Origin of the sequence: Tardiphaga alba, from assembly GCF_018279705.1 — a bacterium.
GTDB classification, from domain to species: Bacteria; Pseudomonadota; Alphaproteobacteria; order Rhizobiales; family Xanthobacteraceae; genus Tardiphaga; species Tardiphaga alba.
The window spans coordinates 5,538,823-5,552,449 of record NZ_CP036498.1 but is presented as its reverse complement, the minus strand read 5'-3'; the positions used below and the strand labels follow the sequence as shown (position 1 = coordinate 5,552,449).

The following is a 13,627-nucleotide window of genomic DNA, read 5'->3' as shown; positions in this document are numbered from 1 at the left end:
GCAGCGTCATGCGGGGTGGGAGGCGGTCTCGTTCAAGCATGCGGATCCCAATTAAAAAGCGTGTTGTTCGAATAGAGCTCTAGCTATGCCTATGGGCGAAGTTCTGTAACTGCATCGTTTGCCTGGCGCGGATGTGCCCCTGGGCCATGGTGCGACGCGCTCCACTCGTTAACGGCGCTACTTCGCAAGCGGTATCGTCCGTCCCTGTTGTGTCGGGCGGAGCTTTCGATATTGTCAAAAGTCATTCGAACGGCAATGGCAGAACGTTTCAAAGTCGTCGGCCAAAATAATCGCAATTCTGCCGCGGGCTCGCGGCTTTGGGAGACTTTTCTGAGAGATGACCGAGCTGTATGCCAGAGGACGTCGTCCGATCGATGCACGATATCTCGAAGTCATCTTGAGCGGTGTCGAGCAAGCGGGCCTGGACGTGCCGCGGCTGCTGAAGCGTGCGCATCTCGAGCCCGAGGTCATTGCTGGAAATGCCAAAGCCATATCCCAGGAGGGATTTGCGCGGTTGATCTCGACTTTGACGCGGGTGACGCGGGACGAGTTCTGGCTACTCGGTGATCGGCCGATCAGGCTTGGCACGTTCAACACCATGTGCAGGTTGATCGTTCAAAGCAGCAATCTGGGATCTTCCCTTCGCACAGGCTTCAGCTTCTACCACAAGACCGTCAGCGACTTTACCATGAGAATGGGAAGTGACGGGTCCGAAATGCGTATTTGGGTCACGACCTCGGTGCAGGATCCGACCCGACGCCGGGCGATCTGCGGAGCGGCGCTCTTCTTCGTTTATGGCATGATGTGCTGGCTTGTTGGGAAACGGCTTCCTTTGAACTCGGTGCGCTACGCGTTCGGCGAACATGCTTTCAGTTCCGAACTCGCTCCATTCTATGATGCGCCGATCCTCTTCAATCAAAAATCTCATGAGCTTCGATTCCAGAAAGAGATTCTGGATTTGCCGATCATGCCGGACGAAGTCCGTCTCCAGCGATTCATCAAATCGATGCCGAGCGCGATGCTGGTTCGCTATCGCGACGAAAGCAGCTTTTCCGAGCGCGTTCGCGCCATTTTGCGGCGCAACCTAGCCAAGCACGTGTCGCTCGAAGAAGTCGCTGCGCGGCTTAACGTCTCTCCACAGACGCTGCGGCGGCGGCTCGCGGATGGTGGAGATCAAGGCTTTCAAGAGTTGAAGGATCAGGTGCGACGCGACGCGGCCGTCAGGCTGTTGAGAACGACCAGCGTACCGCTTGAGCAGATCGCACTGCAGCTCGGTTTCTCGGAGCTAAGTACGTTCCATCGTGCATTTCGGCGCTGGACCGGTCTCACACCAGGCTCCTATCGCCATACAGACCCAAGCGCCACAGCTGCGCCGAGCACTGTAGAGTAGTGTCTTCTGCACGCGATGCGTGTCGGCGCTATCGATGCGAAAGTCCGGAAGAGGGCCTCTCGTAGCGAGAGGCCCTCAATGCATTATTTCTCGGCGTCGATCACGTCACCGACCGAAACCCATTTTTCACCGTCGAACTGGACGAGTTGCTCTTGGGTCATGGGCGTGTATCGCGTGGGAGACGTATTGAGAACGATCCCGGGCAACATGATCGGAAGAACGAGATTATTGATGCTGGCAGCCTGCTTCATGAGGTTCTCTCGCGTGAGATTGTCGCCGCATTTCTCAAGGACGTGAACAAAGGTCTGTGCTGTCGCATAGCCAAAGGCGTACAGAGACTCTTGGGCATTCAGGTCCGGCATGTATTGCTTCATGAATGCCAGATATTCCTTCATGCCGGGATCGTCCTTCCACACCGGATCGCTCGGATCCTTGCGGAAGTTCACGCTGATAACACCTTTTGAGTTCTCAAGGCCGGCGGGAACAAGCGTGCTCGATATCGAGAAGGAGGCATCGCTGATCAGGTGAAGAACGTCCCATTTGATTTCGGCGACTTTCTTGATCGCCTGAGCGGTGAATTTGGGAGTTGCGATGTTGACGAAGACATTGGCACCGGACGACTTGAGAACGAGAATCTGTGAATCGACGGTCGGCTCTGCCAACTCGTAACTCAGTTCTTTCACGATCATCGATGCGGCTTTGCTGCCCAAAGCATCTTTGACGCCTCGGACATAGTCGCGGCCAAAATCATCATTTTGAAACAGAATCGCGATTTTCGCATCGGGGCGTTCTTTCAGCAGATACTTGCCGTAAATTGCACCTTTCGCATGATTGTTCGGCTGCCAGCCCATCGACCATGGGAATGTCGCGGGATCCGAAACCCGGTTCGCGCCGGTGCCGAGGAACAAAGCCGGCACCTTCTTGGCGTTCAGATATTTCTGGGTTGCGAAGTTGCTTGGCGATCCGAAAGTGCCAACAATTGCCAGAACTTCGTCGCTCTCCACCAGACGCCGTGTCTGCTCCACAGCCTTCGGTGGGCTATATGCATCGTCTATCGAAATCAGGTTGATCTTTCGACCATTGACTCCACCTTCGGCATTGATCTTCTGGAAGTAGGCGCCCATGGCCCTGCCAATCGCGGCGAAACTCGACGCAGGCCCGCTATAAGGCATGGTTTGACCGATTTTGACTTCCGTGTCGGTCACGCCAGGGCCGTAGTTCTTACTTTGCGCAAGGAGCGGATGCGAAAAGAGCGCGACAGCAATCGCGCAGCTGGCAGCTGCTAGGACTCTCATGACGTTTCCTCTGTGTTTTTATGCGGCTGAAGCCGATTGCAGATAGCGCTTCTTCAGAACATGCTTGAACAGCTTTCCGTTTTCTTGACGCGGCATCTCCGTCTCGAAATCCACGGTGCGTGGACACTTCACGTTCGAGATGGATTCCTTGCAGAATGCGATCAGCGTCTGTGCGAAGGCGGGTGACGCAAGTGAAGGGTCCTTCAATTGCACCACGGCCTTCACTTCCTCGCCGAACTCGCGATTCGGTATGCCGAACACCGCGACGTCTTCGACGGCTGGATGCATGGACAGCCGATTCTCGATTTCTGCGGGGTAGATATTGACGCCGCCTGAGATGATCATGTGGGAGCGGCGATCCGTCAGATAGAGGTAGCCATCTTCATCGACATATCCGACGTCACCGATCGTGGACCAGCCTTTGTCGTTTCGCGACTTCGCGGTTTTCTCCGGATCGTTATGATAAACGAAGCTCGGTCCCTCGAAATACACATCGCCGATCTCACGAGGCCCCAGTTCGCCTTTGTCCTCGTCGAGAATGTGCACCTTGCCGACGCAAGCACGCCCGACAGATCCTTTGTGGGAGAGCCATTCTTCTGTCGAAAGGCAGGTTGCACCATTTCGTTCAGAACCGGCATAGTATTCCCAGAGTATCGGCCCCCACCACGAGATCATCTGCTCTTTAATTTCGGGAGGGCAGGGAGCGGCCGCATGAATTGCGCATTTGTGCGACGATAGATCGGCTCCGCGGCGAATGTCTTCGGGCAGCGCGAGCAAGCGGAAGAACATCGTCGGGACCCACTGGCTGTGTGTCACACGGTAGGTCTCGATCGCAGCAAGCGCTTTGTCGGCGGCGAATTTCGGCATCAGAATGACAGTGCCGCCGGACTCCAAGGTTCTCATCGTGAAACGAAGCGGAGCTCCGTGATACAGCGGCGCCGGCGACAGATAGATGCTCTCTTCGTCGAACTTGAAATTGTCGCGCACCCAATCTCCGGAAGACTGAGCTTGGGCAATGTTCCTGAAGAGAGGCTGCTTGATGCCTTTGGGCTGCCCCGTGGTTCCGGACGAATAGAAAAAGTCTTTTCCGACAGGGCCATCGGGAATCTCGATATAGTCACCGAATTTTGCGAGCTCGGTCCGATAGTCGAGAGTACCTTCGATCCGCTCTCCAAGAACGATGATGATGCAGCCGGCTGGGTTGTCCAACTTCAGCGCGGCAATAGCCTCCGGAAAATTAGCGGATACGAAAAGGATCTTCGCACTACTGTCGCGGACGATATAGGCGGCTTCATCGGGTTTGAGATGCGTACTGATCGGCGTGTAGTAGATGCCATTGCGTCGAGCGCCCCAGACCAGTTCGAAGTAGGTAGGGTCATTCTCCAGCAGAATGGCCACGCCGTCCTCGGACTTCAGCCCCATCGACATCAGCAGCTGGGTGACGGAATTGGCGCGGCGATCCAGCGCTCGATACGTCACGGTTGTCTCGGTGAACGCTACGCGAACGGCAACTTTGTCGGGGTGCCTTGCGGCCCAATTCTTGAGTGTCGGCATTTCTATCCCAGGGTTGGCGCGAGCATGATCGGCTCGGCTTTGCGACAAATATCAGGGGTGCGCATGACCGATAATATGGCCGGTCGTGCCAAAAAGACTGACCGCACTGCTCTCCCTGGGCAGGAGCGGGCAGGGCACGTGCGACGATGCCCTGATCTCTGGGTGGTCGCATCCTCTTGGATCGCCCGCGAGCCCGCATGGCAGGCCGAGTGTCCGGCCCCGAAATGGTGGGGCGCCTCGCGACCGGCGAAGGGCAGTACCGAGAGGTGCTGCCTCAGGATCTGCAGATAGGAACAATCTCTTTTTGTTATCTAGCGCCAATTCGATTGATGACTGAGGTCATTGTCCGCCAGCGAAGATTTTCATCCTTCTTGAGGTCAGCGTCGGCGTCGCTGCGAGGCGCGTCAAAAGACAGGGCGGAGGCCGTGCGAGGCGGCTCACCGCGTGTCTCATGCGTACCCAAACTTCCTGCATGCGCCGCTTTCCGCATGAGGCGGTCAAATACGAGTTGGGCCAATCATCGGGACCAATCTCGAAAAAATGACGGCGACGACTTCTCGGTCGTTCCACAGTCTAAATCAAACGGGGGAATCGGTTGCCAAGTGTAAGCTTTGAAAGGCCTGCTGGGACGAGCATGGGGGCGCAGCCGCTCTTGCGCGTCAACGACGTTAGCGTCGTGTTCGGCGGCATCGTCGCCCTGAACGGCGTCTCGTTCGACATGCAGAAAGGCCACATCCTCGGCCTGATCGGACCGAATGGCGCCGGCAAGACGACGCTCTTCAACTGCCTCTCGCGGCTCTATCAGCCGAGCAAGGGCGACATCCTGATGGAAGGCCAGTCGATCCTGACGCGGCCCGCCCACAAGATTTCCGAAATCGGCATCGGCCGCACCTTCCAGAACGTCGCGCTGTTTCCGAACCTCACGGTTCGCGACAATGTCCGCGTCGGCAAGCATGCACGCACGAATAGCGACATCGTCAGTGATGCGCTGAAGCTGCCATGGGTGCGCCGTGGCGAAACGGCGATCAACAGGGACGTCAACGACATCCTTGATTATCTCGATCTCCAGAACGTCGCCGACACCGTGGTTTCAGGTCTGCCGTTCGGCACCCAGAAGCGCGTCGAGCTTGCCCGCGCGCTCGCGGCCGAACCGAAGATCCTGCTGCTGGACGAGCCCGCCGGCGGCCTCAATCACGAGGAAGTCTATGTCCTCGGCGATCTCATCCGCCGCATCCGCGACGAACGCGATGTCACCGTGCTGCTCGTCGAGCATCACATGGGCCTCGTGATGTCGATCGCCGACCATGTGGTCGCGCTGAACTTCGGCAAGAAACTCGCGGAAGGCACCCCGGCTGCCGTCCAGAAAGACCCGGCTGTCATCAAGGCCTATCTGGGGGACAAAGATTCATGAGCACGATGCTTCATGTAAAGGACCTGCGCGCCTATTACGGCCAGGTCCAGGCACTGCACGGCCTCGAATTCGACCTCAAGGAAGGCAGTCTCACCACGCTGCTCGGCGCCAACGGCGCCGGCAAGACCACCACGCTGCGGGCGATCTGCAACATGGTGCGCTCCACCGGCTCGATCGAGTTCGAGGGCAAGAAGCTCGACAACAAATCGACCGAGAGCATCGTGCGGCTGGGCATCGCCCATGTACCGCAGGGCCGCGGCACCTTTGCGACCTTGACGGTGGATGAGAATCTGGAGCTCGGCGCGATCAGCCGCAAGGATATCAAGGCGATCAAGTCGGATATCGATCGGATGTACGACTATTTTCCAAGATTGAAGGAGCGCCACACCCAGCAAGCCGGCACGCTGTCCGGCGGCGAACAGCAGATGCTTGCGGTGGCCCGCGCGCTGATGCTGCGTCCCCGCCTGATGCTGCTGGACGAACCATCTTTTGGTCTTGCGCCGCTGATCGTGCGGGATCTGTTCAAGATCCTCGGCCAGATCAACCGTGAGGACAAAGTCTCGATCCTGGTCGTCGAGCAGAACGCACAGCTCGCGCTCGAGCTCGCCGACAAGGCCTATGTCATCGAAACCGGACGTATCGTGATGTCGGGCACTGCTGACGAAGTCGCGAATAACGAAGATGTCCGTAAATCCTATCTTGGATACTGAGGGGCGGCCATGGAACTTCTCATCAATCAAGTCCTGGCCGGCGTCGCCACCGGCGCGATTTATGCCTGTATGGCGCTCGCGGTCGTGATGATCTACCAGGCGATCGACCACCTCAACTTCGCCCAGGGCGAAATGGCGATGTTCTCGACCTTCATCGCCTGGCAATTGATGCAGTGGGGCGTGCCGTATTGGGGCGCGTTCCTCATTGTGCTCGTGTTCTCCTTCATCGGCGGCGTCGCCATCGAGCGGGCCCTGTTCAAGCCTCTCGCTAAGGCGCCGGTGCTGACGCATGTCGCGGGATTCATCGCGTTGTTTGCCATCATCAACAGCGTGGCTGGATTGACCTGGGATTTCACCATCAAGCAATTCCCGTCGCCGTTCGGATCGTCGTCCTTCCTCGGTAGCCAGTTGATCAGCACGCATCAGGCCGGAATGATCGGCGTCACTTTGGTGTTGCTGATCCTGCTATTTCTGTTCTTCCGATACACGCGGGTGGGTCTCGCGATGCGGGCTGCCGCAGTTGCACCTGAGTCCGCTCGCCTCGTTGGCATCAACACCTCGTGGATGATCGCACTCGGCTGGGGGATGGCCGCGGCGATCGGCTCGATTGCCGGCATGCTGATCGCTCCCGTCGTGTTTCTCGAGCCCAATATGATGGGCGGCGTGCTGATCTACGGCTTCGCGGCCGCAGTCGTCGGCGGATTGTCGAGCCCGCTCGGCGCCGTGATCGGTGGCTTTCTGGTCGGCATCTTTGAAAATCTCGTTGGTACCTACATTCCGGGCGTCGGCAACGAGCTGAAACTGCCCATCGCGTTGGCGCTGATCATCACCGTGCTGGTCGTCAAACCCCACGGCCTGTTCGGTCGCAACGTCGTCAAGCGAGTTTAATTATGAGCATCGTTCAAGAAACCTCCTCCACTCCGGTCGTCGCCGCAGTGCCGAAGAAAGCGATGTTGCTCGGCCCCATCGCATCCCTCGTGATGCTTGCCGTGCTGGTCGTCGTCCCGATCTTTGTGAAGAACTTCGTCGTCTTCCAGATGACCATGGTGCTCATCTATGCGATCGCAGTTCTGGCGCTCAACCTTCTGACAGGCGCAAGTGGCCAGTTTTCGCTCGGTCAGAGCGCATTCTATGCGCTCGGCGCCTACACATCAGCGATTCTGATCGAGCATACCGGCGTCAATTATGCTTTGACGCTTCCCGCTGCCGGCATCATTTGCTTCATCGCCGGCTTCCTGTTCGGCCTGCCCGCGTTGCGGCTGAGCGGCATCTATCTCGCGCTGGCGACCTTCGCGCTGGCCGTGGCCATGCCGCAACTCCTCAAGCTCGGCCTGTTCGAGCACTGGACCGGCGGTGTGCAGGGGCTGGTCGTTGCCAAGCCGGATGCACCGGCGATCTTCGCCTCCATGGGGCTGAAAATATCACAGGACACGTGGCTATATTACTTCACCCTTGTCGTCTCGGTCGTCATCTATTTCGCATCGGTGAATCTGCTGATGTCGCGCTCTGGTCGCGCAATGATGGCGATCCGCGACAATGAAATTGCGGCCTCCGCAATGGGGGTGGATGTGGCGCTCTACAAGACTCTCGCCTTCGGTGTGTCGGCGGGCATCACCGGCATCGCCGGTGCCCTCGGCGCCATCGCCGTGCAGTTCGTGGCACCGGATGGCTATACCATCCAGCTCGCTATCGCGCTGTTCCTCGGCATGGTTGTCGGCGGCGTTGGTTGGCTGCCAGGCTCTCTGGTGGGCGCGCTTTTCATCGTGTTCGTTCCGAACATCGCGGAACATGTGTCAAAGGGCCTGTCCGGTGCCGTATTCGGAATCATCCTGATCTTCATCATCTTCCTGCTGCCGAATGGGGCGAAGCAGCTGGCGAGTGTCGTTGAACGAATGGTCCGTCATCGATAACCGACGGCACGGCGAACAGACGCATTGTACAGGGTTCCGGCCGATGCACGATGCATGCGTGCCCGGCCAGGCATCTCACTTCAAGGAGCCACTATGAGCTTAACTGGAAAAACGGCGCTTGTGACTGGCGGTGCGAGGGGAATTGGGCGGGCGATCGCCACTCGGCTGGCTGCAGGCGGGGCTCGTGTTATCGTGTGCGATATGCAAACGGACGACGGTAGTCTCGTCGTCGACGATATCCGTAAAGCGGGAGGCGACGCTCATTTTCTTCGACTCGACGTCTCAGATCCCGACGCTCATGTCAGCGTGATCGATCAGATCGAGAAGCGTTGGGGTGGTTTGGACATTGCATGCAACAATGCGGGCATTACTGGCGAATTCAAGCTCACAGCTGATCAGACCATCGACAGTTGGCGACGCGTGATCGATGTGAATCTATCCGGGATGTTCTACGGCGTGCGCGCTCAAATTCCAGCAATGCTCCGGCGAAAGGGAGGGTCGATCGTCAATACCGCGTCAGCGCTGGGTCTCGTCGGCCGGCGCGATATCAGCCCGTATGTTGCAGCGAAGCACGGTGTGATCGGTCTCACGAAAAGCATCGCGCTGGAATACGGCGTTCATAACATACGATGCAACGCGGTGGCGCCGGCGGTCATCAAGACGGACTTTCTCAACACGGCCTCAGAGGAACGTTTGGTCGAAGCCGCTCAACAGCACGCTTTAGGCCGCATCGGCAACGTGCACGAAGTCGCAGAAGTCGTCGCATTCCTCGCGGACGATGCGGCAAGCTTCCTGACGGGCTCTGTTTATCCGGTCGATGGCGGATATCTCGCCGCTTAGGGGAGGAAGCGCCCAGACGGCGATCTTTGGGGTCGGCATTATCCGCTCGGGATAATCGGACCTGACTGGGTTTCAGTGGCGCTCCGATTCCTCGTGCCAACCGGCTTCTTCATTTGACCGATAGGCCCAGCCGCCTCCCCAGGGATCGAGGACACACATCGGCATCCTGTATATTGGGCTATCGACCGAGTTTGAGAACGTCGATCGCAACGTGCGCAGGAGTCGCGCCATGGAAGTCGGACGCCGCTCCCCGGATGTCGGTCTAGCGCATGGATCACATGTATCGCTGGGTCCGGGCGACCGGAGGCGCGATGCTCTCTCCTGGCAGACGTTGTCATCAGGCATTTGAGGCTCCGCTGGGCTTCGTCTTGCGTATCTCGCATCGCAACAGCGAACGGCGTTTTTGAGACCGATCTGCCAGCGTTGCTGTCGCCTCGATTGACACAAGTCAATCATGGCGACAAGATGATAGTTGTTTATACCACCATTGTATCATCAACTAAGAAGCGGTTTCCAAATATCCAAGGGAGTAGGGAGATGAGCTCATCTGCGAGCGGCGCATTTTTCGCGGGACTACTGGTAGTATCTGATTGCCTTCTGGGAATTTCTGGTTCGGCGATCGCGCAATCGAAGGATTTGCCTGGCGTCACTGCGCAAGAGATCAAGATCGGCCAGACGACTGCGTATAGCGGTCCATTCTCCGCCTGGAGCACGACGGCAAAAACGCAGTCCGCCTATCTCAAGATGATCAACGAACGTGGAGGCGTAAGCGGCCGCAAGATCAATCTCGTATCCCTCGACGACGGATACAGTCCGCCGAAAACGGTCGAGCAGACCAGAAAGCTGGTGGAGGATGACGAGGTGTTGCTGATGTTCGCCACGCTGGGCGCTGCATCGAACTCCGCCATTCAAAAATACCTCAATAACAAGCAAGTGCCGCAGCTGTTTGTCGTGTCCGGTGCTTCCAAATGGGCGGATCCTGCGCAGTTTCCCTGGACGATGGGCTGGATGCCGTCCTTCGCGAGCGAAGGAGCGACCTACGCCAAAGAGGTTCTCGCTTCGAAGCCGGATGCACGCATCGCGATCTTCTATCAGAATGATGATTTCGGTAAGGACTTCGTTCGAGGCTTCGAGGAGACGTTAGGGGCAGCGAATGCCAAGATGATCGTGGCGCGTGCGAGCTACTTGCCGACGGATCCGACGATCGACTCGCAGATCGTCTCACTCAAAGCGTCCGGCGCCAACGTTCTCCTCAACGCAAGCTCGTCGAAATTCGCAGCGCAGTCGCTCAGCAAGATGCACGAGATCGGCTGGAAGCCGATGCATTTTCTTGCATCTCCAAGCGCAAATATCACCGCGGTTTTCAAAGTCGCAGGGGTCGAGAAAGCGGCCGGTGTGATCACGGCGGCCTTCATGAAGGATCCCGGGGATGAACTGCTCAAGGGGGATGGCGGTCTTCAGGCCTATCTGGAATTCATGCAGAAATATCTCCCCGGTGCGGATGTCCAGGATCAGAATGCGGTGTGGGGCTACTCGTCTGCGCAAACCTTGGTCAAGGTTCTCGAGCAATCTGGAGACGACCTCAGCAGGCAGAATGTCATGCGGCAAGCTGCGAATCTGAAAGATCTTCAACTCGGAATGCTGCTGCCCGGCGTGCTGATCAATACAAGCCCCACCGACTACAAACCGATCGAGGACGAGAAGCTTCTCGAATTCGATGGCAACAAGTGGCGCGCGCTGGCCAAGTGATTCCTGGCGGCGATGGTCGTCCCATCAGATGACCATCGCAGACCGATCGCGCGCCGTCCTCAATGCAGAGCCCAGCAGCGCTATCTTCGCACAGCTGGGTGAATGCCGATGAATCCGTTCGGATGTCGGTTTTCGCCATCACTTTTGACATTGCCGGCCATTTCGACGGCCGGAACTCGCAGTCAAACTTTCCCGACACTCCCGACGTGATCTGGAGCGGAACGGGGTTGGCACAAAACAACAAGAAGCTGCGACGTAGCAGCTCGCCCAGCGCATTTCAAACAACGAGGAAATACATGACGCGCAAAATCATTTCAGCCGTCGCACTTTTATTGACTGTTTGCGCATCGCAAGCGTCCGCTCAGCAGAAATCTTATGGTCCTGGGGTCTCGGACAAAGAGATCAAGATTGGACAAACGATGCCCTATAGCGGGCCGGCGTCCACCTTTGCCGCGATCGGGAAGGCAATGGAGGCGTATTTCCAGAAGCTTAACGCGTCGGGAGGGATCAACGGACGAAAGATCAACCTGATCTCGCTTGATGACGGCTATAGCCCACCAAAGGCCGTCGAACAGACGCGCCGGCTTGTGGAAAGCGATGAAGTCTTCGCGATCGTCGGTTCGTTCGGGACTGCGTCGAATTTTGCCACGCAAAAGTATCTCAACGCGAAGAAAGTGCCGTCATTGTTTCTCGGCACCGGCGCAAATCGCTTTTCGGAGCCTGAAATCTATCCGTGGTCGATGGGATGGCAGCCGAACAATGTCGCCAAGGGAAAAATCTACGGAAAATATCTTCTGCGCGAGCGCCCGGATGCACGCATAGCTGTCCTCTACCAAAACGACGACTTCGGGCGTGATCATCTTCGCGGCCTGCGTGAAGGCCTTGGCGATAAGGCGGCGACGATGATTCTGAAGGAGCTCAGCTATGAGATCTCCGAGCCAACGATCGACTCGCAAATTCAAATTTTGAAAGCCACCAACGCCAATGTCCTTGTGGACATCTCGACGCCGAAGTTTGCGGCGCAGGCGATCAAAAAGGTGGCCGAGACAAAATGGCCGGTTCTGCACATGCTGAGTGATGCCGCCGCATCGATCTCCAGCGTTCTTGTTCCTGCAGGCCTCGAAAATTCCAAGGACGTGATCACTCTTCTGTACCGCAAGGAAATCACGGACGCCCGATGGGCAAATGATGCCGGCATGAAGGAGTATCTCGCCTTCATGAAAGAATACATGCCGTCGGTCGATCCGACAGAAGTGCTGTACCAGTTCGGCTACGGCACGGCGCAGACTTTTGAACATGTGTTGAGGCAATGCGGTGACGACCTGACGCGCGAAAACCTGATGAAGAAGGCGGCGAGCATTAAAGACTTCGAACTGTCCAGCATGCTCCCTGGCTTGAAGCTAAACACGAGTGCGACCCGCTACACGCCCATCAGCCAGGCGCAAATCGTCCAGTTCGACGGGGTGACCTGGAAGCCGATCAGCGACCTTCTCGATGCAGACAAGTGAAAATCGATGGGCCTTTGCGTCCGTTGCGGCAACAGAAACAGAATGAGATATGACGATGGACAGTAAGGATCTGGATCAACTGCTCGGCGATGCCGTGAACGATCACGTCATCCCCGGTGTCGGTGTGATGGTGTCTGGGCCGGACAAAGTGCATTACTGCGGCGTGTTCGGACAAAAAAATGTCGAGACGGCCGATCCGATCGCGCGCGATACGATTTACAAAGTATCGTCGTGGACCAAGGCGATCACGACCACGGCCTTCATGCAATTCGTCGAGCGCGGAGACATCCGGCTGGACCAGCCGGTGTCGTCGCTGATACCTGCCTTCAAGGATATCCAGGTGCTGGATGGCTTTGACGGCGAACGCCCGCGGCTGCGCAAACCCGTGCGTGAGGTGACGCTCGCACATCTGGCCAGCCATTCGTCGGGAATTGCATACGAATTTTGGTCCGAAAAGAAGGACAGATATTCCAAGATTGCAGGCGTTCCCGAATCTTATGCTGGACGCAACGCGAAGGCGCTGTCGCCGTTGAGTTTCGATCCCGGTGAGCAATGGGCTTATGGCACCGGCATCGATTGGCTCGGAGAAATCGTCGAAATTCTCAGCGGTGAACGTGTCGATCACTATCTGAACGAGAACGTGTTCCGACCGCTCGATATGGTGGACACCGCGTTTTCTTTGAACGAAGAGCAGCAGCGGCGGCTCGCCACCGTACACACTCGGCGTGGCGATGACGGTTTCACGCCGATCGCTTTCGACTGGCCGAATCCCGGCCAGCGCATCTTGTGCGGACACGGGCTCTATTCGTCGCTCGACGACTATACGAAATTTCTCCAGATGTTCCTCAACAACGGCTCTCGACACGGAAAGCAGGTGCTGAGTCCAGCCTCGGTCGAAGTCATGAAGGCCAATCAGATCGGCGATGTAAATGTCGGGGTCATGCGTTCGACCGTTCCGCATTTGTCGTTGGATGCCGAATTCTTCCCCGGCATGACGAAGAAGCACAGTGTCGGCTTCCAGATCACGACGGAAGAGTGGGAGGGCATGCGATCAGCGGGCAGCCTGTCCTGGGCCGGCCTTCTGAATCTCTTTTACTGGTGGGATCCTGCCCGATCTCTCGCAGTGACCTTCGCTTCGCAACTCCTGCCATTCCAGGATCGACGGGTCATGGATCTCTTCGTCCGGTTGGAAAAGGCGATCTACAAAACATCTTGGCCATCATAGCGGCGGGCGGCGTTGCGAGGCAGCAAACGATCATG

Annotated in this window: 11 protein-coding genes; 9 read left to right on the top strand and 2 right to left on the bottom strand. The window is 57.4% G+C overall.

Translation table 11 applies throughout. The features are described 5' to 3' along the window. Positions 1–337: 337 nt before the first annotated feature. Positions 338–1,390, top strand: coding sequence for an AraC family transcriptional regulator (locus tag RPMA_RS26460; RefSeq protein WP_211910675.1), 1,053 nt, complete (start codon positions 338–340; stop codon positions 1,388–1,390). Between the two features lie 83 nt (positions 1,391–1,473). On the opposite strand, the gene RPMA_RS26455 is transcribed toward RPMA_RS26460, so the two are convergent. Beyond that, on the bottom strand, positions 1,474–2,685 hold the full coding sequence (locus RPMA_RS26455; RefSeq protein ID WP_211910674.1) for an ABC transporter substrate-binding protein: 1,212 nt from the start codon (positions 2,683–2,685) through the stop codon (positions 1,474–1,476). Positions 2,686–2,703: 18 nt separating this feature from the next. Continuing rightward, positions 2,704–4,239, bottom strand: a complete 1,536-nt coding sequence (locus tag RPMA_RS26450) for an acyl-CoA synthetase (RefSeq protein ID WP_211910673.1) — start codon at positions 4,237–4,239, stop codon at positions 2,704–2,706. Positions 4,240–4,873: 634 nt separating this feature from the next. Here RPMA_RS26450 and RPMA_RS26445 point away from each other — a divergent pair. From RPMA_RS26445 to RPMA_RS26410, 8 genes are all read left to right on the top strand, one after another. After that, positions 4,874–5,650 carry an ABC transporter ATP-binding protein gene (locus tag RPMA_RS26445; protein ID WP_211910672.1) on the top strand — a complete coding sequence of 259 codons (777 nt, stop codon included), beginning with the start codon at positions 4,874–4,876 and terminating at the stop codon, positions 5,648–5,650. After that, positions 5,647–6,360 (top strand): ABC transporter ATP-binding protein, encoded by a 714-nt coding sequence (locus RPMA_RS26440; RefSeq protein ID WP_211910671.1) that lies wholly within the window; start codon positions 5,647–5,649, stop codon positions 6,358–6,360. The genes RPMA_RS26445 and RPMA_RS26440 overlap by 4 nt, the downstream gene beginning before the upstream one ends. A 9-nt stretch (positions 6,361–6,369) precedes the next feature. Further along, the gene (locus RPMA_RS26435; RefSeq protein ID WP_211910670.1) at positions 6,370–7,248 is read left to right on the top strand and encodes a branched-chain amino acid ABC transporter permease; all 879 of its coding nucleotides are present in this window, start codon (positions 6,370–6,372) and stop codon (positions 7,246–7,248) included. Between the two features lie 2 nt (positions 7,249–7,250). Continuing rightward, positions 7,251–8,270, top strand: a complete 1,020-nt coding sequence (locus RPMA_RS26430) for a branched-chain amino acid ABC transporter permease (protein ID WP_211910669.1) — start codon at positions 7,251–7,253, stop codon at positions 8,268–8,270. Between the two features lie 93 nt (positions 8,271–8,363). Then, complete coding sequence (locus RPMA_RS26425) at positions 8,364–9,110, top strand: SDR family NAD(P)-dependent oxidoreductase (protein ID WP_211910668.1); 747 nt, start codon at positions 8,364–8,366, stop codon at positions 9,108–9,110. A gap of 537 nt (positions 9,111–9,647) precedes the next feature. Further along, positions 9,648–10,859 carry an ABC transporter substrate-binding protein gene (locus RPMA_RS26420; RefSeq protein ID WP_211913842.1) on the top strand — a complete coding sequence of 404 codons (1,212 nt, stop codon included), beginning with the start codon at positions 9,648–9,650 and terminating at the stop codon, positions 10,857–10,859. 296 nt (positions 10,860–11,155) lie between these two features. After that, positions 11,156–12,367: an ABC transporter substrate-binding protein gene (locus RPMA_RS26415; protein WP_211913841.1), complete on the top strand. Its 1,212-nt coding sequence runs from the start codon at positions 11,156–11,158 to the stop codon at positions 12,365–12,367. Positions 12,368–12,416: 49 nt separating this feature from the next. Further along, positions 12,417–13,592 (top strand): serine hydrolase domain-containing protein, encoded by a 1,176-nt coding sequence (locus RPMA_RS26410; RefSeq protein ID WP_328516538.1) that lies wholly within the window; start codon positions 12,417–12,419, stop codon positions 13,590–13,592. The last annotated feature ends 35 nt before the right edge of the window (positions 13,593–13,627 follow it).

Excerpts from the sequence above, each read along its gene's own strand:
- RPMA_RS26440 (WP_211910671.1), top strand. The coding sequence starts at position 5,647 with ATGAGCACGATGCTTCATGTAAAGGACCTGCGCGCCTATTACGGCCAG.
- RPMA_RS26420 (WP_211913842.1), top strand. The coding sequence starts at position 9,648 with ATGAGCTCATCTGCGAGCGGCGCATTTTTCGCGGGACTACTGGTAGTA.
- RPMA_RS26435 (WP_211910670.1), top strand. The coding sequence starts at position 6,370 with ATGGAACTTCTCATCAATCAAGTCCTGGCCGGCGTCGCCACCGGCGCG.
- RPMA_RS26410 (WP_328516538.1), top strand. The coding sequence starts at position 12,417 with ATGACGATGGACAGTAAGGATCTGGATCAACTGCTCGGCGATGCCGTG.
- RPMA_RS26450 (WP_211910673.1), bottom strand. The coding sequence starts at position 4,239 with ATGCCGACACTCAAGAATTGGGCCGCAAGGCACCCCGACAAAGTTGCC.
- RPMA_RS26455 (WP_211910674.1), bottom strand. The coding sequence starts at position 2,685 with ATGAGAGTCCTAGCAGCTGCCAGCTGCGCGATTGCTGTCGCGCTCTTT.
- RPMA_RS26425 (WP_211910668.1), top strand. The coding sequence starts at position 8,364 with ATGAGCTTAACTGGAAAAACGGCGCTTGTGACTGGCGGTGCGAGGGGA.
- RPMA_RS26430 (WP_211910669.1), top strand. The coding sequence starts at position 7,251 with ATGAGCATCGTTCAAGAAACCTCCTCCACTCCGGTCGTCGCCGCAGTG.
- RPMA_RS26460 (WP_211910675.1), top strand. The coding sequence starts at position 338 with ATGACCGAGCTGTATGCCAGAGGACGTCGTCCGATCGATGCACGATAT.
- RPMA_RS26415 (WP_211913841.1), top strand. The coding sequence starts at position 11,156 with ATGACGCGCAAAATCATTTCAGCCGTCGCACTTTTATTGACTGTTTGC.
- RPMA_RS26445 (WP_211910672.1), top strand. The coding sequence starts at position 4,874 with ATGGGGGCGCAGCCGCTCTTGCGCGTCAACGACGTTAGCGTCGTGTTC.